At 69.0% G+C, this 25,661-nt stretch carries 22 protein-coding genes and 1 tRNA gene; 9 read left to right on the forward strand and 14 right to left on the reverse strand.

Annotated elements, in window-relative coordinates:
• A partial coding sequence (locus ACZYZ5_RS19555; RefSeq protein ID WP_463904018.1) for a DUF7402 domain-containing protein occupies nucleotides 1-124 on the forward strand: 124 nt, incomplete at its 5' end.
• Between the two features lie 97 nt (nucleotides 125-221).
• Here the strand turns inward: ACZYZ5_RS19555 and ACZYZ5_RS19560 are convergent.
• Nucleotides 222-1,238: an asparaginase gene (locus tag ACZYZ5_RS19560; RefSeq protein ID WP_463903968.1), complete on the reverse strand. Its 1,017-nt coding sequence runs from the start codon at nucleotides 1,236-1,238 to the stop codon at nucleotides 222-224.
• A gap of 35 nt (nucleotides 1,239-1,273) precedes the next feature.
• Entirely contained in the window at nucleotides 1,274-2,926 is a 1,653-nt protein-coding gene (locus tag ACZYZ5_RS19565; RefSeq protein ID WP_463903970.1) for a molybdopterin-dependent oxidoreductase, read from the reverse strand.
• Nucleotides 2,927-3,266: 340 nt separating this feature from the next.
• Here ACZYZ5_RS19565 and purD point away from each other — a divergent pair, with 340 nt between their 5' ends.
• Together purD and ACZYZ5_RS19575 are read left to right on the forward strand one after the other, a co-directional pair.
• Complete coding sequence (gene purD / locus ACZYZ5_RS19570; RefSeq protein WP_463903971.1) at nucleotides 3,267-4,571, forward strand: phosphoribosylamine--glycine ligase; 1,305 nt, start codon at nucleotides 3,267-3,269, stop codon at nucleotides 4,569-4,571.
• A gap of 2 nt (nucleotides 4,572-4,573) precedes the next feature.
• The gene (locus tag ACZYZ5_RS19575) at nucleotides 4,574-5,551 is read left to right on the forward strand and encodes a phosphoribosylaminoimidazolesuccinocarboxamide synthase (protein ID WP_463903973.1); all 978 of its coding nucleotides are present in this window, start codon (nucleotides 4,574-4,576) and stop codon (nucleotides 5,549-5,551) included.
• A 39-nt stretch (nucleotides 5,552-5,590) separates the two neighbouring features.
• Here ACZYZ5_RS19575 and ACZYZ5_RS19580 read toward each other — a convergent pair whose 3' ends face one another.
• Nucleotides 5,591-6,856 carry a helix-turn-helix domain-containing protein gene (locus ACZYZ5_RS19580; protein ID WP_463903974.1) on the reverse strand — a complete coding sequence of 422 codons (1,266 nt, stop codon included), beginning with the start codon at nucleotides 6,854-6,856 and terminating at the stop codon, nucleotides 5,591-5,593.
• 144 nt (nucleotides 6,857-7,000) lie between these two features.
• Between ACZYZ5_RS19580 and ACZYZ5_RS19585 the strand changes: the two genes are divergently transcribed.
• Entirely contained in the window at nucleotides 7,001-7,246 is a 246-nt protein-coding gene (locus ACZYZ5_RS19585; RefSeq protein WP_463903975.1) for a hypothetical protein, read from the forward strand.
• Nucleotides 7,247-7,379: 133 nt separating this feature from the next.
• Here ACZYZ5_RS19585 and ACZYZ5_RS19590 read toward each other — a convergent pair.
• The 5 genes from ACZYZ5_RS19590 to ACZYZ5_RS19610 form a co-directional block, all read right to left on the reverse strand.
• Nucleotides 7,380-7,456: transfer RNA gene (locus tag ACZYZ5_RS19590), tRNA-Pro, on the reverse strand.
• A gap of 106 nt (nucleotides 7,457-7,562) precedes the next feature.
• Nucleotides 7,563-9,392, reverse strand: coding sequence for an ABC transporter ATP-binding protein (locus ACZYZ5_RS19595; RefSeq protein ID WP_463903976.1), 1,830 nt, complete (start codon nucleotides 9,390-9,392; stop codon nucleotides 7,563-7,565).
• Nucleotides 9,389-11,221 carry an ABC transporter ATP-binding protein gene (locus tag ACZYZ5_RS19600; RefSeq protein ID WP_463903978.1) on the reverse strand — a complete coding sequence of 611 codons (1,833 nt, stop codon included), beginning with the start codon at nucleotides 11,219-11,221 and terminating at the stop codon, nucleotides 9,389-9,391. The genes ACZYZ5_RS19595 and ACZYZ5_RS19600 overlap by 4 nt, the downstream gene beginning before the upstream one ends.
• A 274-nt stretch (nucleotides 11,222-11,495) precedes the next feature.
• Nucleotides 11,496-12,443: a metallophosphoesterase gene (locus tag ACZYZ5_RS19605; RefSeq protein WP_463903979.1), complete on the reverse strand. Its 948-nt coding sequence runs from the start codon at nucleotides 12,441-12,443 to the stop codon at nucleotides 11,496-11,498.
• Nucleotides 12,440-14,722 (reverse strand): transglycosylase domain-containing protein, encoded by a 2,283-nt coding sequence (locus ACZYZ5_RS19610; protein ID WP_463903981.1) that lies wholly within the window; start codon nucleotides 14,720-14,722, stop codon nucleotides 12,440-12,442. Before ACZYZ5_RS19610 ends, ACZYZ5_RS19605 begins: the two co-directional genes overlap by 4 nt.
• A 37-nt stretch (nucleotides 14,723-14,759) precedes the next feature.
• Here ACZYZ5_RS19610 and sp36 point away from each other — a divergent pair, with 37 nt between their 5' ends.
• From sp36 to ACZYZ5_RS19625, 3 genes are read left to right on the forward strand one after another with little or no spacing between them, the layout of a single operon-like run.
• Nucleotides 14,760-14,915 (forward strand): Sp36 family protein, encoded by a 156-nt coding sequence (sp36, locus tag ACZYZ5_RS19615; RefSeq protein ID WP_144671455.1) that lies wholly within the window; start codon nucleotides 14,760-14,762, stop codon nucleotides 14,913-14,915.
• 2 nt (nucleotides 14,916-14,917) lie between these two features.
• Complete coding sequence (locus ACZYZ5_RS19620) at nucleotides 14,918-15,487, forward strand: RidA family protein (protein WP_463903982.1); 570 nt, start codon at nucleotides 14,918-14,920, stop codon at nucleotides 15,485-15,487.
• A gap of 18 nt (nucleotides 15,488-15,505) precedes the next feature.
• The gene (locus tag ACZYZ5_RS19625; RefSeq protein ID WP_463903983.1) at nucleotides 15,506-16,417 is read left to right on the forward strand and encodes an NUDIX hydrolase; all 912 of its coding nucleotides are present in this window, start codon (nucleotides 15,506-15,508) and stop codon (nucleotides 16,415-16,417) included.
• Nucleotides 16,418-16,920: 503 nt separating this feature from the next.
• Here ACZYZ5_RS19625 and ACZYZ5_RS19630 read toward each other — a convergent pair.
• Nucleotides 16,921-17,598, reverse strand: a complete 678-nt coding sequence (locus ACZYZ5_RS19630; RefSeq protein WP_011693220.1) for a Crp/Fnr family transcriptional regulator — start codon at nucleotides 17,596-17,598, stop codon at nucleotides 16,921-16,923.
• Between the two features lie 206 nt (nucleotides 17,599-17,804).
• Here ACZYZ5_RS19630 and ACZYZ5_RS19635 point away from each other — a divergent pair, with 206 nt between their 5' ends.
• On the forward strand, nucleotides 17,805-18,989 hold the full coding sequence (locus ACZYZ5_RS19635) for a MarP family serine protease (RefSeq protein ID WP_463903984.1): 1,185 nt from the start codon (nucleotides 17,805-17,807) through the stop codon (nucleotides 18,987-18,989).
• Between the two features lie 64 nt (nucleotides 18,990-19,053).
• Here ACZYZ5_RS19635 and ACZYZ5_RS19640 read toward each other — a convergent pair whose 3' ends face one another.
• Together ACZYZ5_RS19640 and aroQ are read right to left on the reverse strand one after the other, a co-directional pair.
• Complete coding sequence (locus ACZYZ5_RS19640) at nucleotides 19,054-20,136, reverse strand: DUF2332 domain-containing protein (protein ID WP_463903985.1); 1,083 nt, start codon at nucleotides 20,134-20,136, stop codon at nucleotides 19,054-19,056.
• A 2-nt stretch (nucleotides 20,137-20,138) separates the two neighbouring features.
• A complete protein-coding gene (gene aroQ / locus ACZYZ5_RS19645; protein WP_463903987.1) occupies nucleotides 20,139-20,612 on the reverse strand; it encodes a type II 3-dehydroquinate dehydratase in 474 nt (157 codons plus the stop codon).
• A 199-nt stretch (nucleotides 20,613-20,811) separates the two neighbouring features.
• On the opposite strand from aroQ, the gene ACZYZ5_RS19650 reads away from it, so the two are divergent.
• Entirely contained in the window at nucleotides 20,812-21,783 is a 972-nt protein-coding gene (locus ACZYZ5_RS19650) for an SMP-30/gluconolactonase/LRE family protein (RefSeq protein WP_463903989.1), read from the forward strand.
• Nucleotides 21,784-21,815: 32 nt separating this feature from the next.
• Here the strand turns inward: ACZYZ5_RS19650 and ACZYZ5_RS19655 are convergent, their stop codons facing one another.
• The 3 genes from ACZYZ5_RS19655 to acs are packed head-to-tail and all read right to left on the reverse strand — an operon-like array spanning nucleotide 21,816 to nucleotide 25,550.
• Nucleotides 21,816-22,250 (reverse strand): SRPBCC family protein, encoded by a 435-nt coding sequence (locus ACZYZ5_RS19655; RefSeq protein ID WP_463903990.1) that lies wholly within the window; start codon nucleotides 22,248-22,250, stop codon nucleotides 21,816-21,818.
• Nucleotides 22,247-23,488 carry an NAD(P)/FAD-dependent oxidoreductase gene (locus ACZYZ5_RS19660; RefSeq protein WP_463903991.1) on the reverse strand — a complete coding sequence of 414 codons (1,242 nt, stop codon included), beginning with the start codon at nucleotides 23,486-23,488 and terminating at the stop codon, nucleotides 22,247-22,249. The genes ACZYZ5_RS19655 and ACZYZ5_RS19660 overlap by 4 nt, the downstream gene beginning before the upstream one ends.
• 43 nt (nucleotides 23,489-23,531) lie before the next feature.
• Nucleotides 23,532-25,550, reverse strand: coding sequence for an acetate--CoA ligase (gene acs, locus ACZYZ5_RS19665; protein WP_463904019.1), 2,019 nt, complete (start codon nucleotides 25,548-25,550; stop codon nucleotides 23,532-23,534).
• Between the last annotated feature and the right edge of the window lie 111 nt (nucleotides 25,551-25,661).

Raw genomic sequence — 25,661 nt, forward strand, 5'->3', positions numbered from 1 at the left:
CGGCAAGGCGACCACGGTCAGCTTCCCCGACCGCGCCACCACCAGCCTTCGCCTCACCGTCACCACCGTCAGCGGCACCACCAAAAACGTCGGCCTCGCCGAAATCCAGGCATACACACGCTGACAGCCACCGCCGTCGACCGGGGCTGCGTGTGAGTGGCAGCCCAGCGCTGCGGTGGAGCGCGCGCCGGTCTGTCTGTCCCGCCGTCAGGCGGTGCCGGTCAGTCGAGCAGCGCCGAAACGGCGTGGCCCAATCGGATTTTGCCGACCGGCCGGCCGCCGCCGAGCACGGGGGTGACCACCTTGTCCAGGACACTGGCCACTTCGGGGACGTCGACGGCGCCGGCGGCTGCGAGCAGGGTCAGTCCGACGAGCGTGGTGGCGCGGATGTTGCCGTCGAGGATCTTGATGGCGACCGAGGCTCCCGTCGGGGTGGCCATCACCAGCACGCCCTCGGCACCGATCTTGGCGAGGATGCCGAGGTCGTCCATGACGATCGTGTTGCATTCGCCCTTGCCTTGCACGGCCCACGGGTAGTCGAGCATCGACGTCGCGATCGTGGCGGCGCGGGCGTTCGAGTTCTTGTCCCCGGGGGCCTTGGCCAGCTTGGAAAAGGCCCGGGCCAGTCCGGTCAGGGAGACGGCGGCCACCGGCGCGCCGCAGCCGTCGATGCCGAGGTGGGCGATGCCTTCGCCGCAGTATTCCTCGATGACGGAGCGGATGCGCTGCTGCAGCGGGTGATTGGGTTCCAGGTAGCTGTGGGTGTCCCAGCCGTTTTCGGTGCAGGCCCAGAGGAACGCGGCGTGCTTACCCGAGCAGTTGAATGCGAGCTTGGACTTGCCCCGCTCGGCGCGGACCAGCCAGTTCCGGGCGGTCTCATCCTCGGGCCAGGCTGCCGGGCACTGGAGTTGCTCTTCCTTGACGCCGGCGGCCTTGAGCATGCCCTCGACGACGTCCATGTGGTCCAGCGAGCCGACGTGGCTGCCGCAGGCGATCGCTGCCTGCGCGCCGCGCAGGGGCACGCCGGACTGCATGGATGCGAGGGCCTGCAGCGGCTTAAGCGCGGACCTGGCGTAGATCGGGGTGGTGATGTCGCCGAGCTCGGTGACGACGGTGCCGTCCCCGGCAAGGAGGACGGCGGAGCCGATGTGCCGGGACTCCACAAAGCCGCTGCGTTCAATGACGGCCAGTTCGACGGCGGACTCGACGGTGAAGGTGGCGTGAGAATTCAGGGGCATGCAGCAAGTCTATGGTGCCTGCCGGTGATACCCCGTTATTCCACGGTCACCATCAGCGACTGCCAGCCTGAGGCGCCGTCGGGCACCGGATCCGCGCGCTGGTCTGTCTGAACCTCGCCGGTTCCGTCGGTGGCGCGGGCCTTGATGTAGTGCGGGCCCGGGGTGGCTTCCCAGTCGAAGGACCACTGGCGCCAGGTCACGACGGAAGCCTCCGTGGAAAGCACGGTCTCGGTCCAGGGCCCGTTGTCGATCTGCACCTCCACTTTGGTAATGCCGCGGGTCTGGGCCCAGGCGGTGCCCCCGATCGCGACCCGCCCGGCCGGAACCTTGGCGAAGGACTTGGGGACTTCCACCCGGGCCATGGTCTTGATGGGGCCGCGCTCGGACCAGCCGCGCTGCGTCCAGTAGGCCTGGCTGTCCGCGAAGCGGGTGACTTCCAGGTCCACGACCCACTTGGTGGCGGAGACGAAGCCGTAGAGGCCGGGGACGACCATGCGCACCGGATACCCGTGTTCGAGCGGGAGCGCTTCATCATTCATGCCGAACGCCAGCATGGCGTCGCGGTCGTCCTGGAGGACCTCGAGCGGAGTGGAGGCGCTGAAGCCGTCGATCGAGGTGGAGAGAACCATGTCCGCGCCGTCCTTGGGCCCGGCCATCTTGAGCACGTCGCGGATGGGCATGCCCAGCCATTTGGCGTTTCCGGCCAGGTTCCCGCCGACCGGGTTGGACACGCAGGTCAGGGAGACATGGGACTCAATCAGGTCCGCGTCGAGCAGGTCCTGGAAGGTGAGCCGGATTTCCCGGTCCACGACCCCGTGGACCCGCAGTTCCCAGTCCTGGGCGTTGATTTCCGGAACGCTTAGTGCGGTGTCAATGCGGTAGAAGTCGTTGTTGGGCGTCAGCCACGGCGTCACGCCGGGCGCGTTCGACTGCACTCCGGCGGGGACCGCGGGGGCCGGTTTCGCCGGTGTCGGGAGCTGCAGGGATTCGCGGGCCTGGGCCACGTTGCTGCGGGCCGCGCTGAGCATGCGCCCGCCGGTCGCCGCGATGGCTGAGGCCGCGGCGGTGACACCGGTCGCGGCGAAGAAAGCGCGGCGGCTCGTGGCGGGACGGTCCGGAGCCTTGGCGGCCAGGTCCGAGTCCAGGTCCGGCCACTGCTGCATACGCCAGAGCCTCGTGATCAGGAAGCGGAGTGCAACGAGTCCGGCCACGGTGCCGATCACCGTGGGAATCGCATCCAGCGGCTTCACCCCGGACCGCGTCACGACGGCCGTCACGATCACGGCGCCCATCAGCAGCACACCGGCGACGCCGAGCGCCCATCTGCGGTACGCCACGACGCCGAGAACGCAGGCAAGCAGCAGGATGGTCGCCGCCATGCCAACGAACAGGGCGACCTTGTCGTTGGTGCCGAACGTGGCGATCGCGAAATCCTTCAGCCACGACGGCGTGAAGTCGATGAAGGTCGAGCCTAGGGCGATCACCGGCGTCGCCCGTGCCGTGAAGAAGGCCCCGATCAGTTCCGCCACGGACAGGACGACGGCGGCCGCGGCGACCCCAGCCAGCGCGGCAAGGACGGTGGGGCCGGCCAGCCGCTTCGAGGCTGTGTGCCCGCCGGGCGGCTTCCGGGCGGGGTTCTCTATCCTGAGTTCTTCCGCGCGGGGCGTCTGCGTGCTGGGCTTGTCCATACTGGGTCTTCGTAGCAGCCCGGGCCGCGGATTGCCGGCCGGGGCGGCGGCACCTCGGGGGACATGCCCTCCGCTGGGGCTCAGGGATGGGCATGCTGGCATTATGTCCAGCGGTCCTGATCAGGGCTGGGCATGTCCCTGTGGGGCTGCTGGCGCGCCCCGGGGACATGCCCTCCGCTGGGGCTCAGGGATGGACATGTAGGCATTATGTCCAGCGGCCGTGGCCAGGGCTGGGCATGTCCCGTGCGAGCAGCGTGAAGAGGCGCGGCAGGGACTGGGCATGTCCGGGGGCGGTCACAGCTTAGGAGCCTGCCCAGTCCACAAAGTACCCTTGGGAACTGTGAAGGTACTTGTCATCGGCCCCGGCGGCCGCGAACACGCCATTGTCCGATCCTTGCTTGCCGACCCGAACGTGTCCGAGGTCCATGCGGCCCCGGGCAACGCCGGCATCAGCAAACTGGTCCCCACACACGCCGTCGACGCGAACGATCCCGACGCCGTCGCGGCCTTGGCCGCCAAGCTCACGGTTGACCTAGTGGTGGTCGGCCCCGAGGCACCGCTTGCCGCCGGAGTGTCCGACGCCGTCCGCGACGCCGGCATCCCCGTATTCGGCCCCAGTAAGGCCGCGGCCCAACTCGAAGCCTCCAAGGCCTTCGCCAAGGAGGTCATGGCTGAGGCAGGAGTCCCCACCGCCATGGCCCGGGTGGCCAGCAACGCCGAGGAAGCCGCCGACGCGCTCGACACCTTCGGCGCGCCCTACGTGGTCAAGGACGACGGGCTCGCCGCTGGCAAGGGCGTGGTCGTCACCAAGAACCGGGACGAGGCGCTGGCGCACGCGCAGAGCTGCTTCGATGCCGGCGGGACAGTCGTAATCGAGGAATTCCTCGACGGCCCCGAAGTTTCCGTCTTCGTCCTCTGCGACGGCCGCAACACCGTTGCGCTCTCTCCGGCGCAGGACTTCAAGCGGATCTTCGACAACGACGAAGGCCCCAACACCGGCGGCATGGGCGCCTACACCCCGCTGGAATGGGCCCCCGAAGGCCTCGTCCAGGAAGTCCTCGACCGGGTTGCCCAGCCCACGGTCAACCAGATGACGCACCGCGGCACCCCGTTCGTCGGTGTCCTGTTCGTCGGTCTGGCCCTGACCTCCCGCGGCACCCGCGTGATCGAATTCAACGTCCGCTTCGGCGACCCGGAAACCCAGGCCGTCCTCGCCCGGCTCAAGACGCCCCTCGGCGGGCTGCTGATGGCAGCCGCCAAGGGCGAACTGGACAAGGTCCAGCCGCTGCGCTGGTCCAAGGAAACCGCCGTCGCCGTCGTCGTCGCCGCCGAAAACTACCCGGACACGCCGCGCACCGGCGACCGCATCCGGGGGCTCAAGAAAGCCGAGTCCGTCGAGGGTGTCCACGTGATCCACGCCGGCACCAGGCTCGACGACGAAGGCAAGGTGGTGTCCGCCGGCGGACGGGTCCTCGCCGTGGTGGCGCTCGGCACCGACCTCGTGGAGGCCCGGGAACGGGCGTACGACGGCATCGAACTCGTCCATCTGGAGGGCAGCCAGTTCCGCACCGACATCGGGGGCAAAGCAGCCCGCGGCGAGATTAAGGTGCAGACCCGCGGCGCCGTCCCGAAAGCGAAGGCCTGAGCATGACGACCCCCGAATCCTCCGTGCCGGAAGCCACTGACGCCGCCCCGTCCGCTCCCAAGGGCGGCCTGGACACCGCGACGCTGGACCTGCCGGGCTGGAAGCACATCTACTCCGGCAAGGTCCGTGACCTCTATGTTCCGGCGGACGAGTCCATCACGGAGCGCATCGGCGAGGAGTGCGTCCTCGTCGTGGCCAGCGACCGGATCAGCGCCTATGACCACGTCCTCGCCAGCGAGATCCCGGACAAGGGCCGCATCCTGACCCAGCTGAGCCTGTGGTGGTTCGAGCAGCTCGGCGTGGAGCACCATGTGCTTGCGTCCTCCGTGGAGGCCGGCGTGCCCGCCGCGGTGGAGGGCCGGGCGATGATCTGCAAGAAGCTGGACATGTTCCCGGTCGAATGCATCGCCCGCGGCTACCTCACCGGCTCGGGGCTCCTGGAGTACCGGCAGTCCCGCACGGTGTGCGGCATCCCCCTGCCGGAAGGCCTGGTGGACGGGTCCCGGCTGGACCAGGCCATCTTCACCCCGTCCGCGAAGGCCGAGGTGGGCGAGCACGACGAGAACATCACCTACGACGCCGTCGTGGAAATCGTGGGCGCGGACATCGCAGCCCGGCTGCGCGAGCTGACGCTGGAGATCTACACGACGGCCGAGGCGATCGCCCGCAGCCGCGGCATCGTCCTCGCCGACACCAAGGTGGAGTTCGGCTTCGACGCCGCCACCGGCGTCATCACGCTCGGCGACGAGGTGCTCACCCCGGACTCCTCACGGTTCTGGGACGCCGCCACGTATGAACCGGGCCAAGCCCAGCCCTCCTACGACAAGCAGTATGTCCGTGACTGGCTGACCTCGGCCGAATCCGGCTGGGACAAGTCCTCGGACGAGACACCGCCGGCGCTGCCGGCCGGCGTCATCGCCCGCACGCGCAGCCGCTACGTCGAGGCCTACGAAAAGCTCACCGGCCGGACGTTCGCGTAGTACACCGCGCGGGACGGGACCTCGCGCGGGGCAGGCCGCCTAGGTTCCGGTCGACGCGGCCTGCGCGCGGCGCTGCGCGAGCCGGATTTCCAGCACGGCGTCCATCGCCTGCTGGACCCGGTCCGAGGCGCCGGCTGCACTGAATTCCTTTTGGGCTTCGTCCAGGTAGACGAGGGCCTCGTCGGATTCCCCCGCGGCCTTGAGCGCCTTGCCGAGCAGCAGGGCCACCTCCCCGGCGACGTGCTTGGCGAGCGCATCCTTTTCGGCGTGGATCTCGCGCAGTTTTTGCACCGCCGCCACGATGTCCCCGGTCAGGTAGAGCCAGCGGGCCCGGATGAACGCGACCTCGAGCTGGTCCGTCTTGTTGCCGCCCACGATCGAGAGCGCCAGCTCGGCACGCTCGATCGACGTCAGGGTCTCAGGCTCCACGATCCCGGAAGACAGGCGGACGGCGGCCGAGGCTTTGTTGAACCGCGCCCAGAGGTCGATGTCGTTGGCGGGGGAGAGCAGCTGGGCCGCACGCTCGTGGTATTTGATGCCCTCCGTGTAGTCATGCCGCATGAAGGCCACGTTCCCGATCACCCAGGCGACCTCGCCGGCGAGCTGGGTCATGGAGTGGTCATCCATCTGCTCGTTCATGGCCTGGCAGTACTCCCAGGCCTCATCCAGCCGGCCGCTTTCGGCCAGCGCGCCGATGAGGGCCCGCAGCGCACCAATGATCAGGGTCGAACCCTTGGGAAGTTCGGCGCAGAGCCGCACGGCCTCCTGCGCATGTTCGACGGCGACGGCCAGCTGCCCCTGGCCGTGGCACACGGCCGCGAGCATCTGGCGGGCACGGACCCCCAGCCCTGCCGACTCGGCGGCCATGGGGTGGTCCAGCAGTCGCTGCACAAGGTCCTGGCAGTCCTTCAGCTGGCCCTGCTTCATCAGGCACTCGGCTTGCATGTAGCTCATGTTCCACCAGGCGCTGGTGTTCTTGGCCTCGAGGGCAATCTGGGCCGCAGCCGCGGCGTGGGTCGCCGCCAGCGCGTAATCCCGGAGGTCCCAGGCCTGGCGCGCATAGAGGCCCGCGAGAACATACTCGGCGTCGCTGACCGACACCGGCTGGCTCCACGCTTCCAGCGCCTTGGGGGCGAGTTCGAGCCGGCGGGCCAGCTCCTCGATCACATCCGCTGTTGGTTCGCGGCGCCCGGTCTCCAGTAGGGAGATGTAGCTGGGCGAGTACAGATCCCGGCCCAATTCCGCTTGCGTCAGGCCGCGCTCGAGCCGTTCCGCTCGGAGTTTCTCCCCGAATCCGTTCCCCACGGATACCTCCTAATTCCGGACAGTCTTTGTACTAAATGCTTGACAGTCTCTGTGCAAGCCATTTTACAATGTATGTCAACAAGGGCTCGTGCTTGCTTTGTAATGTGTCCGACTCGCGTTTCCGACCCGTATTGAGGAACCCACATGATCAAGAAGATTGCAGCTTCCGTCGCCCTGGCGGGGGCGCTGGCTCTCTCCGCAGCGGCTCCGGCAGTCCTGTCAGTCAGCGCCATCGGCAACTGGCCTGACCCTATGGGCAGCACCACGCTGGCGATCGGCAACTGGCCCGATCCCATGAGTTCCACCCAGGGCAGCCTCTCGGCCATTGGCAACTGGCCGGACCCGATGACCTTCTCGACCAACATCGGCAACTGGCCGGACCCGATGTAGGCACCAGCTTTGTGGCTCCGGGACAGGCGCAAAAACCCTGTTCCGGGGCTATTTTTATGCCGCTCGCAGGGCGGTCCTAGGCGCGGGCGCACAAAAGAAGAGGGCCTTCCAGCTGGAAGACCCTCTTCTTGATTGGTCGGGATGACAGGATTTGAACCTGCGACCTCGTCGTCCCGAACGACGCGCGCTACCAAGCTGCGCCACATCCCGATCCGTTACTTCAAAAGCAACTTCACTAGAGTATCCGATCAGGACCCCGGATGCGAAATCGGGCAGCCGGCGCCCCCGCATCGGAATCCGCCCGGCCCGAAACGCCTCAGACCAGCGAATCCCTCCACGCCCCGTGCAGCTGCGCGAAGCGGCCGCCGCCGCCGATCAGCTGCTCCGGGGTGCCGTCCTCGACGACCCGCCCATCGTGGACCACGAGGACCCGGTCGGCGGTCTCCACCGTCGACAGGCGGTGCGCGATGATGAGGGCGGTCCGGCCGCTGCCGGCGCCGATTCCCTGCAGCAGTCTGGCGAGCCCGGCCTGCACGAGCCGCTCGGACGGGATGTCCAGCGAGGAGGTGGCCTCGTCCAGGATCAGCACGGCGGGCCGGGCCAGGAAGGCGCGGGCGAAGCTGATCAGCTGGCGCTGCCCGGCGGAGACGCGGCCGCCGCGCTTGTTGACATCCGTGTCGTAGCCTTCCGGGAGTTCCTGGATGAACTCGTGGGCCCCCACGGCCTTCGCGGCCGCCGCGATCTCCTCGCGGGAGGCCCCGGGCCGGCCCAGGGCGATGTTGTCCGCGACGGAGCCGCTGAACAGGAAGGCCTCCTGGGTGACCATCACGACGTTCCGGCGCAGATCCGCCGTCGCAAGCTCCCGCAGGTCCACGCCGTCGAGCGTGAGCGAGCCGGCGGAGACGTCGTAGAAGCGGGCGATCAGCTTGGCGAACGTGGACTTCCCGGCGCCGGTCTGGCCCACCAGCGCCACGGTCTGGCCGGCCGGGATGTGCAGGTCCATGGTCGGGATGATGACCGGGCCGTCGCCGTAGCGAAATTCCACGCCGTTGAAGTCGATGGTTCCCTTGGCATCGTGCAGGGCCACCGGATTCTTCGGCGGGCGGACGGTCGGGACCTCCTCGAGCAGCCCGGAGACCTTCTCCAGCGCCGCCTGGGCGCTCTGGAAGGAGTTGTAGAACATGGCCATCTGGTCCACCGGCTGGAAGAAGCGCTTGGTGGACAGGATCAGGGCCAGCAGCACACCGACGGCGAGCTCCCCGCCGAGCACGCGGAAGCCGCCGAGGAGCAGGACGACGGCGACGCAGACGTTGCCGATCAGCACCAGGCCGGGCTGGAAGATGCCGTTGAGGTTGATCGAGCGGACCGTGACCTTGCGGTAGTCCTCGGAGAGGTCGGCGTAGCGTGCGGCGTTTTCGCGTTCCTTGCGGAAGGCCTTGACCGCGCGGATGCCGGTCATGGTTTCGACGAAGTGCACGATCAGCCGGGCCGAGACGACGCGGGATTCGCGGAACGCGATCTGGGAGTGCTTCTGGTACCAGCGGGCCAGGAAGTACATCGGCACGCCGGCGGCCAGGACCAGGAGCCCGCTGCGCCAGTCGAGCGCGAACACCGTCACGGCCGTGAACACCATAAACAGCATCCCCGAGGCCAGCGAGCTGACCCCGGAGTCCAGGAGTTCGCGCAGCGCCTCCAGATCCGAGGTCTGCCGGGCGATGATGCGCCCCGAGGTGTACTTCTCGTGGAATTCCAGGCTCAGCCGCTGGGTGTGCCGGAACACCCGGACGCGCAGGTCCAGCAGCATCGCCTGGCTCAGCCGCGCCGTCGACGTCACGTACAGGGCCGTGAGGCACGCCGTCGCGACGGCGGCGGCCAGGTACGCGACGCCGGTCAGCAGCAGCGGGAGGTTGTCGCCGGCGCTCAGGGCGGGCAGGGCCCGGTCGATGCCGAAAGCGATCAGCACGGGCCCGGCGACCCGCGCCGCCTGAGACAGCACGACGGCGGCAATGGTCAGCCAGAACCGCCGGCGGACCGGGCGGATGAGCGAGCCCAGCAGGGCCAGGGAGCGGCGCCGGACGGTCTTGCTTTCGCTCTTGGTCAGGTGCGCGTTGTCCTCGTTCGCGGTGCCGAAGGTTGCGCTGCTCATCGGGAAACCTCCTCGGCGTTGAACCCTGACAGTTCGGAGTCCAGCAGATCGGAGTCCAGGTCCCGCGGTTCCGGGTCGAGGCTGGCGATTACGTGGCGGTAGTGCCGGTTCTCCGCGAGCAGTTCCGTGTGGGTGCCGACCGCGGTGATCCGGCCCTCCTGCAGCAGCGCCACCCGGTTCGCCAGCGCCACGGTGGAGGGCCGGTGGGCCACGATCAGGGTCGTGGTGTCGGTGAGCACCTCCCGCAGCCTGGTCTCGACGAGTTCCTCGGTGTGGACATCCAGCGCGGAGAGCGGATCGTCCAGGACCAGGACCTTGGGCCGGGCGGCGATGGCCCGGGCTAGGGCGATGCGCTGCCGCTGCCCGCCGGAGAGGCTAAGCCCCTCCTCGCCGATCAGGGTGTCCAGGCCGTCCGGGAGCGAGTGCGCGAAGTGGGCCTGGGCGACGTCGAGCGCCTCCTCCAGGGCGGCCTCGCGGCGCTCGGCCGGCAGGCCGGCCGGGGCGCCGAGCAGAACGTTGTCGCGGACCGAACTGGAGAACAAGGTGGTGTCCTCAAACGCGACGGCGACCACCGTGCGGAGCTCCTCGACGCTGAACTCGCGCAGGTCCACCCCGTCGATGGTGATGGATCCGTCGGTGACGTCATAAAGCCGGGGGACCAGTTGGAGCAGCGCGCTTTTACCGCTGCCGGTGATGCCGACCAGGGCCATGGTCTCGCCCGGCCGGATGTCCAGGTTGATGTCCTTGAGGATCGGCTTGTCCGGGGCGTCCTCATACGCGAAAGTGGCACTGTTGAAGCTGAGGGCGCCCCTGAGCTCGGCCGGGCGGCGGGACTGTTCGGGGCTGGTGATGGTGTTCGCCGCGTCCATGACCTCGAAGTGCCGGTCCACGGCGGTCTTGGCGGTGAGGGCCATGGCCAGCAGCATGCCGGAGAACTCCACCGGGGTGGCGATCACGGCGGCGGTGGCGAAGAACGCCACCAGGGCGCCGATGCTCAGCTCGCCGGTGGAGGCCAGCATGACGCCGACGACCAGGCCGGCACCGAGGGCCAGCTCGGGCAGGAGGGTGACGACAAGGCTGAAGGTCGCGAGGTGCTTGGCCTTGACGATCTCCGTCTGGCGGAGCTCCTCGGCCTGTTCGTTGAAGTTCTCCAACGCCTCGCGGCTGCGGCCGAAGGCCTTGAGCACGCGGATCCCGTGAACCGATTCCTCGACCGTGGTGGCAAGGTCACCGGCCTGGTCCTGGCTGCGGCGGGCCACCTTGCTGAAGCGGGTGCGGAACCGGAAGCCGTAGATCATGATCGGCACGGCGGCGGCGAGGAAGATCAGCGCCAGCTGCCAGCTCATCGTGAACATCACCACGACGCCGATCACCACGGTCAGGGTGGTCACCACCAGCATGATGGCGCCGAAGGCCATCCAGCGGCGCAGGAAGTTCAGGTCCGTCATGGCCCGGGAGAGCAGCTGCCCGGAGCCCCAGCGGTCGTGGAAGGACACCGTCAGGTCCTGCAGGTGGTCATAGAGGGACACCCGCATCCGCGTCTCGACCGTGGTGGCGGGGTTGATCACGAACTGCCGGCGCAGCGCCACGAGGCAGGCTTCGGCGATACCGAGGCCCAGGATGATGAGGGAGGCGATCCAGACCGCGTCCGCACTGCCGCCGGGCTGGAGGGACTCGTTGACCAGCACGCGCAGCACCTGGGGGATGGTCAGGGCCACGACGCTGGCGAGCAGGGCACAGAGCAGCCCCAGGACGAGCCGCGGAATTATCGGCTTGACGTGGGGGTAGAGGCGGCTGATGGAGGAGAAAAATGAGGTCTGCTTGGCCATGCCTGCTTCTTCAAATGCACGTGCGGATATCTAACGCAACTGGATGTGGTTTCCTGTAGCAACTACCCTAGGCCATCGGGTGACCGCGTTCACATGAAAATGGACAGCATCAGGATCTCGCCCAGTAATTACATTCCGCAATGGGCCGCGGCGCGCCATTCCCCCGCGGGTCATGTCCAGTCCACACCGCGGGAGTGGACATAGACCCATCATGTCCAGCCGCGGAGCCCAGGGGAGGGCATGTCCCGTTGTGGTGGCGGGGCAGCGGGCAGGCTCAGGAACGCGCGGTCAGCGTGAGCAGCACGGCCTCGGGCTTGCAGGCGATGCGGACCGGGGCGAAGCGTGAGGTGCCGATGCCGCCGGAGACGTTCACCGGCGTCGTGCGTCCCTTGCTTCCCCAGTCGTGCAGGCCCCTGGCGCGCCAGGTCGGCAGGTCGCAGTTGGCGACGAGGGCCCCGAAGCCGGGGACGCAGATCTGGCCGCCGTGGGTGTGCCCGGCGAGCAGCAGATCGGCGCCGTCCTCGGTGAAACGGTCCAGGACGCGCTGGTACGGGGCATGGATGACGGCGACCCGCAGGTGCGGTCTGGTGTCCTGGCCCTTGGTTCCCCGGGGCCAGCCGGCGTACCGTTCGAGGCCCAGATGCGGATCGTCGACGCCGGAAAAGTCAACGCGCAGGCCCCGGATCACGAGCGACTGGCAGCGGTTGGTCAGGTCCACCCAGCCGCCCATCCCGAAGCCGGCGCGGAGCCGCGGCCAGTCCAGCTTGGCCGGGTCCTTGGGTTTGGCGGACGGCCCGAGGAAGTACGACGCCGGGTTCTTCAGCCGCGGCGCGAAGTAGTCGTTGGAGCCGGGAACGAAGACGCCGGGGAACTTCATCAGCGGGCGCAGCGATGCCAGCAGGGGGTCCACCGCCTTGACATGGCTGAGGTTGTCACCGGTGTTTACCACCAGATCCGGCTCCAGGGCCGCCAGCGAGGACAGCCATTCGGCCTTCAGGTGCTGGCCGGGAACGAAGTGGATGTCGCTGACGTGCAGCACCCGGATGGGCCCGAAGCCGGCCGGGAGGATCGGCAGGGTCTCTTCGCGCAGCACAAACTGTTTCGTCTCCCACAGCCCGTACCCGGCAGCCGCGGCACCGGCCACGGCCCCCGCGGCGGCGGTGACGGCAAAGCCGCGCCCGATGCTCCGGGCGCGGCTTGCCAGCGAGTCAAGCCCGGTCACGGGTTGGGCTCGTCTTCCTTCTTATCCTGGCCCGGCGGAGCGGGCTCACTCGGCGCCGGGCTCGCCGGTGCGGAGCTGGACGGCGCCGGCGTCGCCCGGGTGGACTGCCTGGGTGTCGGTGCCGGACCGGTCACCAGGCTCGACGGCGGGGCCGTGAACGGGTCGGTGCCATAGCCCGGTGCCACCTGGGTCATGTAGTTCGAGAACTGCGGGCCCGCGATCATGTAGCCGTCGATGGCCTTGTAGAACTGGCCGTTGAGGGTCAGGTTGCGTCCCGGCCGGTCCTGGCCGCCCAGCGCGTCGCCGAACCAGGAAGCCGTCGCCAGGCCGCTGGTGTAGCCGACCACCCAGGTGGAGTTGTTGGGGTCGTTGGTGCCGGTCTTGGCGGCGATCGGGAAGCTGGTCCGGGTCGAGATCCGCGGCTTGATTAGCGAGCCGGAGCCGCGGTTGAGGACCTCCTGCAACGCGTAGCTCACGCCGCGGGCAACCTCGGGTTTGATCGCGTCGCGGCAGTTCGTGGCCTGGGCCGGCAGTTGGGCGCCGGCGGCGTCCGTCACCGATTCGATGGCGATCGGCTGGCAGTACTTCCCGTTGTTCGCGAAGGTGGCGAACGCGCTGGCCATGGTCAGCGGCGAGGTCTGGGTGGCGCCGATCAGGTTGGACAGGCGGGTCATCGGGACGGGCTCGTTGGTCTGGCCGGCGTGGATTCCCGCGGCGTCAACGATCTTTTGGATGCCGCAGAGGTCGACCTGCGCCGCCGTCGCGAAGGTCATGGTGTTGATCGAGTTCGCCAGGCCGTCGACGACGCTCATGTTCTTGTAGTAGCCGTCTTCGGCGTTCTGCAGGTCATCCGCCGCGCCCAGGCCCTTCTGGGCCGTGTTGTAGGCGCCGTCCACGCGGGTGGGGCAGGTGTTCTTCCACCGGTAGTTCAGCGGGTACCGGCGCACGGAGCCGTTGAGGACCTGGTTCATGGACTTGCCCTCGTCGAGCCACTGCGCGAAGGTGAACGGTTTCATCGTGGAACCGGGCTGGAAACCGCCCAAGCCGCCGAGGTCGTTTCCCTGGGCGTCGCGCATGTCCACGTTGAAGTTGATGACGTTGTTGAACTTGCCTTCGGCCTCCAGGAACTGCGTGTTCTGGGCCATCGAGATGATTTTGCCGGAGCCCGGCTGCACGGAGACCAGCGAGGCGCCCCACTTGTCCGGGTTCTCCCCGGCGGAGCCCTCCACCTGGCCCTGCGCCACGGCCTGGGCGTTCGGGTCCAGCGTGGTCTTGATGGTCAGGCCGCCCCGGAAGACCTTCCGCTCGCGTTCCTTGGCGTCGGCGCCGTAGGCCGGGTTGTTCAGCATCAGGTGCAGCACGTAGTCGCAGAAGTACGGGGCCGTCGACGAGTAGGCGCAGCCCTGGCGCGCCGGCGTGACCTTGGTTTCCACCGGGGTGGCCACGGCGGCGTCGTAGTCGGCCTGCTGGATCTTGCCCTGGGTCAGCATGGACTCGAGCACCAGGTCGCGGCGGGCCTGGGCGTTCTCCGGGTTGTTGATCGGGTCGAAGAACGAGGGGCTGTTGACGAGGCCGGCCAGCAGCGCGGCCTGCGGCAGGGTCAGGTCCTTGGCGGAGCTGCTGAAGAAGAATTTGGAGGCGGCCTCGATGCCATAGGCATCGCGGTTGAAGAACACGATGTTGAGGTAGCCCTCAAGGATCTGCTCCTTGGTGAACTTCTTCTCCAGCGCGATGGCGAGCTTCATTTCCCGCAGCTTGTCGCCGACGCCCTTGTTCACGCCGTTCAGCAGGACCTGGTCGCTCTTGCCCTCGGCCTCGAGGGAGGAGTTGATGACGTTGTTCACGTACTGCTGGGTGATGGTCGACGCGCCCTGGCGGTTGCCGCGGGCGGTGCTGACGAGGGCGCGCATGATGCCGGTGGTGTCCACGCCGCCGTGCTCGTAGAAGCGGCTGTCCTCGATGGCGATGACGGCGTCCTTGACGTACGGCGACATCTGGTCGAGGGAGACCCGGGTGCGGTTCTCGGCGTACAGGTTGGCGATCACGCTGCCGTCGGAGGCCAGGATCGACGTCGACTGGCTCGGAGGGTCGACCTGCAGTTCGGCCGGCAGCGTCTCGAAGAACTTGATCGATCCGCTGGCCGAGCTGCCGGTGACGGCGGCCGCAGGGACCAGCAGTCCCGCCACCAGGACGCCACAAATGGCGCTCACGCCCAGGAAAAGAAAGATCTTTCCGAGGGTGGTGGCCGTGTCAAATAAAGGGTTCTTACCAGTCGCCATGTTTTCCACTTTACCGGCAAGGACTAGGCTTTAGCTCATGACCAAATGGGAGTACGCCACGATTCCGCTCATTATCCACGCCACAAAGCAGATTTTGGACCAGTGGGGTGACGACGGCTGGGAGCTTGTCCAGGTTGTCCCCGGCCCCGAAGGAAACGGCCTGGTTGCCTACCTGAAGCGGGAGAAGCAGTAGTCATGAGCACCCCCGCATCGGCCGCCCCGGGCGGCTCCGCCGTCCCCGGAACACCGGCGGACGGCACCGCGGCGGCGGGCGCGCCGTCCGCCGTCGAGCAGCGCCTGGCCGAGCTGGGCCTGACCCTGCCGGAGGTGGCCGCCCCGGTTGCCGACTATGTCCCCGCTGTGATTTCCGGCAACCACGTCTACACCTCCGGCCAGCTGCCGTTCATCAACGGCAAGCTCGAAGCCACCGGCAAGGTTTCCTCCGGCGCCGAGGGCGCCTCGGACGAGGCCACGGTCTCGCCGGAAGCCGCGAAGCAGTACGCCGCGGTGTGCGCGGTCAACGCCCTGGCCGCCGTCAAGAGCGTCATCGGGGACCTGGACCGCATCACCCGGATCGTCAAGGTTGTCGGCTTCGTCTCCTCCGACCCGTCGTTCACCGGCCAGCCGGGTGTCATCAACGGCGCGTCCGAACTGCTCGGCCGGGTCCTCGGCGACGCCGGCCAGCACGCACGCTCCGCCGTCGGCGTTGCGGTACTGCCCCTCGACTCCCCGGTTGAAGTCGAACTCATCGCCGAATTCGCCTAGCGGCCAGGTCAGTTTCCCGTGCCCCAGTTAGCCCGACGCCTGTTTGCCCTTCCCCCGGATCTTGAGGGGGCGGCCCGCAGCTGGCTTGAACACGGCGAACGGACCCCCCGCGCGGCCCGGTTCGCGTCCTCGGTGGTGCTCCTGCGCGACTCGCCCACGGGTCTGGAGACCTGGCTGGGGTACCGGCCCGGATCCTCGCCGCTGGGTGTGCTCGCCTTTCCGGGCGGGTCGCTGGAGGCCTCCGACGACGACGCCGTCGGCTGGCTGGGCCCCTCGCCGCAGCATTGGGCCGAGCAGATGGGGACGGCCGACATCGGCCTGGCGCGCCGCCATGTGGTGGGCGCCATCCGCGAGCTGTTCGAGGAAACCGGCGTCCTGCTGGCCGGACCGGACCTGTCCACCACGGTGGAGGCAACGTCGAGCGCCGAGTGGATGCGGGCCCGGGTGGCCGTGGCGGAGCAGGAGAAGTCCTTCACGGACGTGCTCGCCAAACGCGGCCTCTCGGTGCGGACGGACCTGCTCAAGCCCCTGGTCAACTGGCTCAGCCCGGACTTCGCGCACCGCCGCTTCAACACCCGTTATTTCGCGGCCACGGTGCCGATGAACCAGCAGCCGTCGCTGCTGGCCAGCAAGGGCGTCTGGGGCCGCTGGGTGTGCGCCGGCAAGGTCATCGAGGAACGGAACACGTCCGCGCTCGGCGATGAGGTGGGCCAGGAGAACGCGGTCGGGCGCACCCTTGGCCAGCTGCTGGTGCCCGGCTCGGAGATCATGCTCGAGAAAATGGCCGCCGCGAACGGCTGCATCGCCTACCTGAGCTACAAACGCAAGGCCCACGTGTACCAGCCGAAGCTCGTCGAGGAAGACGGCCAGCTCATGCTCGAGGTCGAGGCGGCCAAGACCGTCGCCGGAGACCCCCAGCGCGAACGCTGACCCCGCCCGCGGCTGGACATGTCCCCTGCTCGGCCCGACCGCGGTTGGACATGTCCCCTGCTGGGCCGGGTCGGTGGACATGATGGCGTAGTGTCCACCCGCTGTGACCAGGAATGGGCATGTCCCGCGGACCTGGAGCCCAAGATTGAGCGTGCCCTCTGCTCGCCCCGCCCGCGGTTGGACATGTCCCTTGCTGGGCCGGGTCGGTGGACATGAAGGCGTTGTGTGCATGCGCTGTGACCAGGAATGGGCATGTCCCGCGGACCTGGAGCCCAAGAATGAGCGTGCCCTCTGCTCTCCCCGTCCGCGGATGGACATGTCCCCTGCTGGGCCGGGTCGGTGGACATGAAGGCGTTGTGTGCATGCGCTGTGACCAGGAATGGGCATGTCCCGCGGACCTGGAGCCCACCAGTGGGCATGTCCCGCGGGGCGCGCAGCAGGCTTAACCACCGAAAGCCGGCGCCGTTTTCACGCGCCGGCCTTCGGGGTGCTGCCAAACAGGCTTAGCGAGAGCGCTGGCGGAGGCGCTGCATGTCGAGGATGACGACGGCGCGGGCCTCCAGGCGCAGCCAGCCGCGCTGCACGAATTCGGCGAGGGCCTTGTTGACCGTTTCGCGGGAGGCTCCGACCAGCTGGGCCAGTTCTTCCTGCGTGAGTTCGTGGGCCACCAGCACACCGTCGGTAGCGGGACGGCCGAAGCGGTCGGCCAGGTCCAGCAGCGCCTTGGCCACACGGCCGGGCACGTCGGAGAAGACCAGGTCGGACAGCGAATCGTTGGTGCGGCGCAGGCGGCGGGCCAGAGCCTGCAGCAGCTGCGCGGACACCTCCGGGCGGGTGCGCAGCAGGGCGTTGAGGCTCTCATTCTTCAGCCCGGCCAGGCGCGTTTCCGAGACGGCCGTTGCCGTGGCGGTACGCGGGCTCGGATCGAACAGTGCCATTTCGCCGAAGAGCTCGCCCGGGCCGAGGATGGCGAGCAGCGACTCCCGGCCATCCGGGGACGTGCGTCCGAGCTTGACCTTGCCGGAGACGATGAAATAGAGCTGGTCGCCCTGGTCGCCTTCCCGGAATACCGAGGCTCCGCGTGAGAGGTCCACCTCGGTGAGTTCGTCCGTCAGCAGACGGAACGCCTCGTCGTCGAGCGTGGCGAAAAGGGGGGCGCGGCGCAATACCTCGATATCCATGAAATCTCCTGACTAAAACTGTGTCGGCTGGGGCGCTTCAGCCATTGTTTCAGAATTTTCGCGCGTCTGTGACGTACTTGGCACCGAAACGCGCCAAACGTCGTGGCAGGGGGCGGGCGACGGCCGGCTCCGGGGTCCGCCCGCGCGCGGCAAACTCTCAGCCGGCGCCGGTAGAATTGGGGCTTACCTGCCTATAAGGAGCATTGGTGTTCGGCTTGACCATCTTGGACCTCGTGCTGATCGTGACGCTGCTGTCCTACCTGTTCCACGGCCTGCGCAACGGCTTCCTGGTCACCGTCGGAGGCATCGCCGGCTTCGCCGCGGGGGCTGTGGCTGCGTTTGTGTCCGTCCCCATTGTCAGCGGCCTGGTCGAGGACAGCGGCTGGCGCCTCACGGCGATCATTGCCGCCGCCGTGCTGCTGATGGTGCTGGGTCACAGCCTGGGCACCGCCATCGGGCGCCGGATCCGCAGCGTCGTGCGGATCCGCCCGCTCCGGTCCATGGACCGGCTGGCCGGCGGCGGCGTCAACGTGGTGGTCTCCGCGCTGGTCATGTCGATGCTGGCCTTCAGCATCGGGGCGCTCGGCGTGCCCTTCGTTTCCCAGCCGCTGGCCGAGTCCAAGGTGATCCGCTTTATCGACGGCGCGACCCCCGTGCCGCTGAAAACCTCCATGGCCCAGCTGCGCTCCGCCGTAATCGGCGACGGCATCCCGACGCTGTTCGAGGGCATCGGGCAGGGCCAGCCGGTGGCGGTCCCGGATGCCAGCACCGACACGCCCGCCCTGAACCGGGCTGCGGCGTCGGTCCTGAAGATCGCGGGAACCGCCTACCAGTGCGGCCAGAACCAGACCGGAACCGGGTTCGTGGTGTCGCCGGGCCGGGTCGTCACAAACGCCCACGTGGTCGCCGGCGTGCCGGAACCGGTCGTGGAGATTCCCGGCGGCGGGGCCCTGCCCGGGCGGGTGGTGTACTTCGACGCCCAGCACGACCTCGCCGTGGTGGCCGTGGACGGGCTGCGTTCCGCCCCGCTGGCGCTCAGTTCCGACCTGCCGGCCGGCAGTCCGGCGGCGTTTTCCGGTTACCCGCATGGCGGCCCGTTCCAGTCCAGGCCCGCCACGGTGCAGGACATTGCGACCGTGCTGGTCCCGGACATCTACGGCAACAACCCCGCGCCGGAGGACGTGTACCGGATTGCCGGGAACGTCCAGCCCGGCAACTCGGGAGGCCCGCTGCTGACCACCGACGGCCAGGTGGCGGGGGTAATTTTTGCAAAGGCCACGGGCGAATCCTCGCTCGGCTATGCCATCACGATGACGGATCTGGGACCGGTGGCCGCCCAGGCGCCGGGTCTGGGCGCTGCTGTCTCCCCGGGCCAGTGCATCCAAAACTAGCGGTGCATCCCGAACCAACAGTGCATCCAGCAGCGGCCGCAGCCGAAGTCCGGGCCTCAGCCCGCTAAAGCCATTCCAGGCTCTGGCCGTGTGGGCCGGTGATCGCCGCGGGCTTGCCGTTGTGCAGCAGCAGGAAGCGGCCGCGGAGCCGGGCCTCGTCCATTTCGGGGACCACGCTGGAGCCGTCCGCCTGAATGATCACAGTGTGCCCTTCGTTGGACAGCCAATGGCAGCCGCGTTCGACGGCGAGCCGCGCCATGGCGGCCCGGAACCGGTCCCGCGCCTCCGCGTCGAGGTAGGCCATTACGGCGCTGTGGAAGACCACCAGCGTGGCGTCCGACGGCGCCCGCGCCGCCAGGGCAGGGAGCTGGTCGTTGAGGTCACCAGCCACGAGGAGGGGCGGCTCCGTCTGGGCGATCGCGATCGCCCGGCGCAGCCGTTCGCGGCGGAAGTCCTGCTCGGGCCAGATCAGCGCTTCGAGCCAGGCGACGTCGTCGGGGTTCCTGACATCGATCGGATTAAGGTCGATCCCGGCCCGCCACACCACCTGCGGGAGTTCCGCCGGGAGCGGGACCGGCCCGGTGACGGCGCAACCCAGGACCGGGTAACTTCCGGGGGCGGCGCCGACCGGGGCCAGCCGCGTGAGCCCGGGACCGGCGTCGTACTCATAGCCGTAGCGGTCCGGATAAAGGGCGAGCCCGGCCGAGGCCCCGACCTCGAGGAGCGCGAGCGGGCGTCCGCCGGCGGCGGCGATCTGCGCCAGGGACGGCAGCAGGGTGGCGCAGCGCCCGGCCTCATTCGTCTGGGTGGCGCGGCTGAGCACGATCCGCGAGACGTCGTCCCAGTGTGCGTCCAGGAACTCCCGGAAGTCCGGGTAGGGGCTGATCCGCGCGCCGAGGAAGCGGGCGGCCGCGAGCATCAGCAGCGGCTGGCGCTTGTTGTACGGCCACTCGTCGATCCGCCGGAGCAGCTCCGGGTCCTCCGCGATGCCCACCGACCATTCGGCGTAGCAGTCGGAGTTGCCAGGCGCGTCGACGGTGCCGAAGTGCCGGTACCACTGCGCCGTGGCGGACTCCGCACTGCCCGGATGACCGGCGGCCGGTGTCCCGGAACGAGAGCCGGTACTGCCGGGATCAACGGGGGACATGCTCAGCCCCGGCTGGCCTGCAGCCCGGCCAGGTACTCGACGGCGAACCGGTAGCCCAGGATCCCTGCCCCGGCGATCACGGCCTTGCTGATGTCCGAGAGGTAGGAATGGTGCCGGAACGCCTCGCGGGCGTGGACGTTCGTGATGTGGACCTCGACGGCGGGCAGCTGCACCGCGGAGATGGCGTCCCGGATGGCGACCGAGGTGTGCGTGTACGCGCCGGCGTTGATGACGATGCCGACGGCCTTGCCGCGGGCGGCATGGATGGCGTCCACCAGGGCACCCTCATGGTTCGACTGGAAGCACTCGACGTCGAGACCGTGCGCCGCGCCGGTGTCCTTGGCGAGCTGTTCGACGTCGGCCAGGGTGGCGGTACCGTATTTCTCGGGCTCGCGGGTGCCGAGCAGGTTCAGGTTGGGTCCGTTGAGGACCAGGATGGTGCCGCGGCCGGCGCCGGCGGGGGTGGCTTCGCTCATGCCTGCCAATGTATCGCGTTGCGTTGCGGGCCGCCGCCCCGGCGGCGGAAACGGCCCCCGGATGACCAACCCGGGAAAGGGTGGACCGGCCCGCCGGCTCTGGCCCGCACCGGCCCGCCTGCCTAAACTGAAAGGACCATCGTGCGGAGTTTTCCCGTACCGGTCAGCCCGCGCGGAAAGCCCGATTTCGGAGCACATCATGCGCAACATTCATGCAGGAAAATCAATCCGCCGGGCCGCCATGGGCATCCTCGCCCTTGCGGCGTTCCTCGTGCCGGCGCCCCTGGCCACCGCCGCCCGAGCGGACCGGGACGACCGGACCGCGGTGATCAGGCTCCCCGGCGCCACCGGCTCTGAAGGCATTGCCGCGGGGGAGGGCCGCACGTTTTTCGCCGGCGACCTGCCCAACGGGAACATCTTCCGGGGAGACATCGACAAAGGCACGGCAAAACTGTTCATCACGGCGCCGGAGGGCCGGGCAGCCGTGGGTATGAAGGTCGACCGGGATAACGACCTGCTCTTCGTCGCCGGCGGTGGCACCGGCCAGGCCTATGTCTATGACCTGGAGACGAAGAAAACCGTGAAGGTCTACGATCTGGCGCCGGCCGGTGCCAGTTTCATCAACGACGTCGCCCTGACCCCCGACGGCGCGTGGTTCACCAACTCCCGCGCCGGTGAGCTCTACCGGGTCCCGATCGACCGCGACGGGACACCGGGCGAGGCCCGGACGCTGGCGCTGGACGCGCCCGCCGGCACTGTGGATGAGGGGTTCAACCTCAACGGCATCGCCGCCGCCGACGATCGGCTGATCGTCGCCCACACGGGCCGTGCTGCCCTGTACAGCGTGGACCCGGACGACGGATCGAACCGGCTGATCGAGGTCACCGGCTCCTCCGGGGCCCCGGTCACCGTGCCGAACGTCGACGGCATCGTTTTCCGTGAGAACATCCTCTGGGCCGTGCAGAACTTCAGCAACCAGGTCAGCCGGATCGAGCTGAACGGCTCGCTGCGCAGGGGCGAGGTGCAGGAGGTCATCACCAGCAAGAACTTCGACGTCCCGACGACGGCGGCGCTGTTCGGCAATACCCTCGCCCTGGTCAACGCGAAATTCGCCACCCCCGCGGCAACCAGCTTCGAGGTGGTCCTGGTCCGGGCCTGCTCCGGCGGCTGAGGTCCCGGGTTGAGCGGCGGCGGCGCGAATCCCTAGCGCGTCGCGAGCCGCTCAATCCGGCGCAGCGCCACGGCGCACACCGGAAGGTAGGCCGGTGCCCACCACGGGACCGTGAACGTGACGAGGCAGCCGCCGTCCCGCGGAACGACGCGGTGGCCGGTGGCCGGGATCCCCGCGACGGACCAGGCCCAGTAGCGTCCGGGCTCAAACGCCGTCACGGTGTACGGCAGCGCCGCGCCCAGGACGGTGCGGACCCTGCCGCGGCTGCCCGGCGCCAGCCCCCCGGCTGCGGGACCGGCTGCCGGGCCGGCCGATGGTCCGGCCGGTGGCCCGGCGGGGATTCCGGCCGCGGCCGGCTCCACGCCGGTGATCGAGGGCCCCCAGACCGGCCACGTCCCGGTGTCCGTGAGCAGCGCCCAGACATCCTCCGCGGACGCGGCGATCCGGCGCGATACGGAGAGGGTCACCGGGGCCGTCCGAGAATGGCGAGGGCGGCGCGGTGGCCGCTGACGAGCGCACCGTTTATGGACGCCGTCTCCCGGTGGTCCCCGCAGATGACCAGCCCGGACCTGTCCTCCATCGGCTGCCCGAACCGCAGCGGCGGCGGCTGCTGGGGCAGGGCCTGCGGAACTTCATGCCTCGCCACCAGCTCCCAGCCGGACGTGGAGGAGCCGAAAAGGTCCGCCGCGTGGCGGAGGACGTCGTCGTCCGTTGGGACCGGCCGGCCCGGGCCCAGCAGTGCGGAGGTCTGAATCAGATGCCGCCCGGCGGGGGCGTAGCTCGGTGCCGCGTTGGAGATGACGGCCGCGTTGACCAGCGGCCCGCCCGGGTGCGCGCGGCCATCGACGTGGAGCATGTCCACCCCAGTGGGGGCCGCGTCGGCAGCGAACCAGTGCGTAAGCACTCCCTTCATGGCTGGCACGGCGCCGCCGGACAGCCTGGCGGCGTTGACCGGATCAGCGGCGAGGACCACGTGGCGGGCCCGGAGCCGGGAATCCGAGGCGGTGACCAGGGCCGCGTCCCCGTCCGGAGTGATCGACTCCACCCGGGTCGACGTGCGGACCGGGGTGGTAAGGGTGTCCGCCAGCTGCCGGGGGAGGGCCTGCATACCATCGCGCGGCAGCCCTGGCACCCCGGCCGCAAAGACCCGCACCAGCTGCAGCGCGAAGTCGTTGGAAGTGCTGCCCTCGTCTTCCAGCAGGACCCCGGCGAGGAACTGGTCCACGGCCCGGCGGAGCTCGCCCGTGGCTCCGGCCCGGTCCAGGGCCCGCCGCAGCGGAGCGTCGCTGCCGGGATGCCGCCGATGGCCGGCGAACGCCGGAGCGGCCCACCGCAGCAGCCCCGCGGCAGACCGCGGGTGCAGCAGCCCGCTGCGCAGGGTCTGCAGGATCAGGCCGGGCTCGCGCACGGGATGGGCGAGGACGGCGAGGGTGTCCTGGCGGCGGACCCGGAGGCCCGCGCCGAATGCCTGGAGCGCCAGGGCCTCGACGTCGACCCAGCGGCGGACCGCCGGGTAGACGGGATTCAGCACCTGAAACCCGCGGTCCACCAGGAAGCCGTCGACCCGGTCGGTCCGGATCCGGCCACCGACATCGTCCGAGGCCTCCCACACCTGCACCTCGCGCCCGGCGGCCTGCAGCTCCCGGGCGCACTGCAGCCCGGCCAGGCCGGCGCCGACCACCAGGACGTCACACGCATCCGTCATCGCTGCGATGTCCTGCCTTGGCCGGCCCGGAGCGGGTGCCTGCTCACTTTCTCAGCGACTGCGCGATCTGGGCCATCACGGTGTTGTCGGCCAGGGTGGAGGCGTCGCCGACTTCGCGGCCTTCGGCGACGTCCTTGAGCAGGCGGCGCATGATCTTGCCCGAACGCGTCTTGGGCAGTTCGGGCACCACGAGGATGATCTTGGGCTTGGCGATCGGCCCGATCTCCTTGCTGACGTGGTTCCGGAGCTCCTGGACGATCGCGTCCCCGGTGTCCACGGCATCCCCGCGGAGGATGACGAAGGCGACGACCGACTGGCCGGTGGTTTCGTCCGCGGCGCCCACGACGGCGGCCTCCGCCACTGCCGGGTGGGAGACCAGGGCGGACTCGATCTCGGCGGTGGAGAGCCGGTGGCCGGAAATGTTCATCACGTCATCGACCCGGCCGAGCAGCCAGATGTCGCCGTCGTCGTCCTTCTTGGCGCCGTCCCCGGCGAAGTACATGGTCTCGAAGCGGGACCAGTAGGTTTCCTTGAAGCGCTCCGGGTCGCCCCAGATGCCGCGCAGCATGGCCGGCCAGGGTTCGCGGATCACCAGGAACCCGCCGTGGCCGTTGGGCACGGACTCGCCGAGTTCGTCCACGACATCCACGGCGATGCCGGGAAGCGGGACCTGGGCGGAGCCGGGCTTGGTGGCTGTGACGCCGGGCAGCGGCGCGATCATCTGCGCGCCGGTTTCGGTCTGCCACCAGGTGTCCACGATCGGGGCCGGGTTTTCCTTGCGCTCCCCGTTCTTGCCGGCGTTGCCGCCGATGACCTCGCGGTACCACATCCACGCTTCGGGGTTGATGGGTTCCCCGACGGAGCCCAGGACGCGGATCGAGGAGAGGTCCGACTTCGCCGGGATCTCCTTGCCCCACTTCATGAACGTCCGGATGGCGGTGGGGGCGGTGTAGAGGATGGAGACCTTGTACTTCTCCACGATCTCCCACCAGCGGCCCTGGTGCGGGGAGTCCGGGGTGCCTTCGTAAATGACCTGGGTGGCGCCATTGATGAGCGGGGCGTAGGCGACGTAGGAGTGCCCGGTGATCCAGCCGACGTCGGCCGTGCACCAGTAGACATCGGTTTCCGGCTTCAGGTCGAAGACGGCCTTGTGCGTGTAGGCGCCCTGGGCGAGGTAGCCGCCGGTGGTGTGCAGGATGCCCTTGGGCTTGCCGGTGGTGCCGGAGGTGTACAGGATGAAGAGCGGGTGCTCCGCGTCATGCCCGACGGCGGTGTGCTCGCCGGAGGCGGTCCCGACCGTGTCCTCCCACCAGTGGTCGCGGCCGTCGTGCCAGTCGACGTCCTGGCCATTGCGCTTGACGACGACGACGTTCTGCACGGTGTGGCCCTCGCCGGACAGGGCCTCGTCGACGGCGGGCTTGAGCGCGCTGGGCTTGCCGCGGCGGTAGGTGCCGTCCGCGGTGACGACCAGCTTGGCTTCGGCGTCGTCGATCCTGGAGCGGAGCGCCTCGGCGGAGAAACCGCCGAACACCACGGAGTGGATGGCGCCGATCCGGGCGCAGGCCAGCAGCGTGATGACGGCCTCGGGAATCATCGGCAGGTAGACGGCCACGCGGTCGCCCTTGGCGACGCCGAGGGACTCGAAGGCGTTGGCGGCCCGCTTGACCTCGTCGGTGAGCTGGGCGTACGTGTAGCTGCGGGTATCGCCCGGTTCGCCCTCGAAGTAGATGGCGACGCGGTCCCCGTGGCCGGCCTCGACGTGGCGATCCAGCGCGTTGTAGGCCGCGTTGATCTCGCCCCCGACGAACCACTTGGCGAAGGGCGGCGTGGACCAGTCCAGGGCCTGGCTGAAGTCTTTGCTCCAGCTCAGCAGCTCGCGGGCCTGCTTCGCCCAGAAGGCGGGCCGGTCGGCGTCGGCCTCGGCATAATCCGCGGCGGTGACCACCGCGTTGGCGGCGAACTCGGGGGAGGGGGCGAACTTGCGGTTCTCCTGCGACAGGTTTTCGAAGGCGTCGCCTTGGGGCGACTGCGTTGTCGTAGAGCCGGGGGTCTGCTGGGACATGGTGAACCTCATCATTCATCGATCCGTGCTGCGCGGGGACACCCGTTCCGCCGCAGCGCCGGGCCGCTTGCGCGTCATCGGGCGTCGGCTGGTCACGGGCGTGCCGCAAAG

The sequence above is a fragment of the Pseudarthrobacter ribosi genome (assembly GCF_055412865.1).

Bases quoted from the DNA above. Each gene is read 5' to 3' on its own strand.
- ACZYZ5_RS19650 (WP_463903989.1), top strand. From the start codon at position 20,812: ATGCGCAACATTCATGCAGGAAAATCAATCCGCCGGGCCGCCATGGGC.
- aroQ (WP_463903987.1), bottom strand. From the start codon at position 20,612: ATGAGCGAAGCCACCCCCGCCGGCGCCGGCCGCGGCACCATCCTGGTC.
- ACZYZ5_RS19585 (WP_463903975.1), top strand. From the start codon at position 7,001: ATGATCAAGAAGATTGCAGCTTCCGTCGCCCTGGCGGGGGCGCTGGCT.
- ACZYZ5_RS19600 (WP_463903978.1), bottom strand. From the start codon at position 11,221: ATGGCCAAGCAGACCTCATTTTTCTCCTCCATCAGCCGCCTCTACCCC.
- ACZYZ5_RS19640 (WP_463903985.1), bottom strand. From the start codon at position 20,136: ATGTCCCCCGTTGATCCCGGCAGTACCGGCTCTCGTTCCGGGACACCG.
- ACZYZ5_RS19595 (WP_463903976.1), bottom strand. From the start codon at position 9,392: ATGAGCAGCGCAACCTTCGGCACCGCGAACGAGGACAACGCGCACCTG.
- ACZYZ5_RS19610 (WP_463903981.1), bottom strand. From the start codon at position 14,722: ATGGCGACTGGTAAGAACCCTTTATTTGACACGGCCACCACCCTCGGA.
- sp36 (WP_144671455.1), top strand. From the start codon at position 14,760: ATGACCAAATGGGAGTACGCCACGATTCCGCTCATTATCCACGCCACA.
- ACZYZ5_RS19620 (WP_463903982.1), top strand. From the start codon at position 14,918: ATGAGCACCCCCGCATCGGCCGCCCCGGGCGGCTCCGCCGTCCCCGGA.
- ACZYZ5_RS19660 (WP_463903991.1), bottom strand. From the start codon at position 23,488: ATGACGGATGCGTGTGACGTCCTGGTGGTCGGCGCCGGCCTGGCCGGG.
- ACZYZ5_RS19575 (WP_463903973.1), top strand. From the start codon at position 4,574: ATGACGACCCCCGAATCCTCCGTGCCGGAAGCCACTGACGCCGCCCCG.
- ACZYZ5_RS19565 (WP_463903970.1), bottom strand. From the start codon at position 2,926: ATGGACAAGCCCAGCACGCAGACGCCCCGCGCGGAAGAACTCAGGATA.
- acs (WP_463904019.1), bottom strand. From the start codon at position 25,550: ATGTCCCAGCAGACCCCCGGCTCTACGACAACGCAGTCGCCCCAAGGC.
- ACZYZ5_RS19560 (WP_463903968.1), bottom strand. From the start codon at position 1,238: ATGCCCCTGAATTCTCACGCCACCTTCACCGTCGAGTCCGCCGTCGAA.
- ACZYZ5_RS19630 (WP_011693220.1), bottom strand. From the start codon at position 17,598: ATGGATATCGAGGTATTGCGCCGCGCCCCCCTTTTCGCCACGCTCGAC.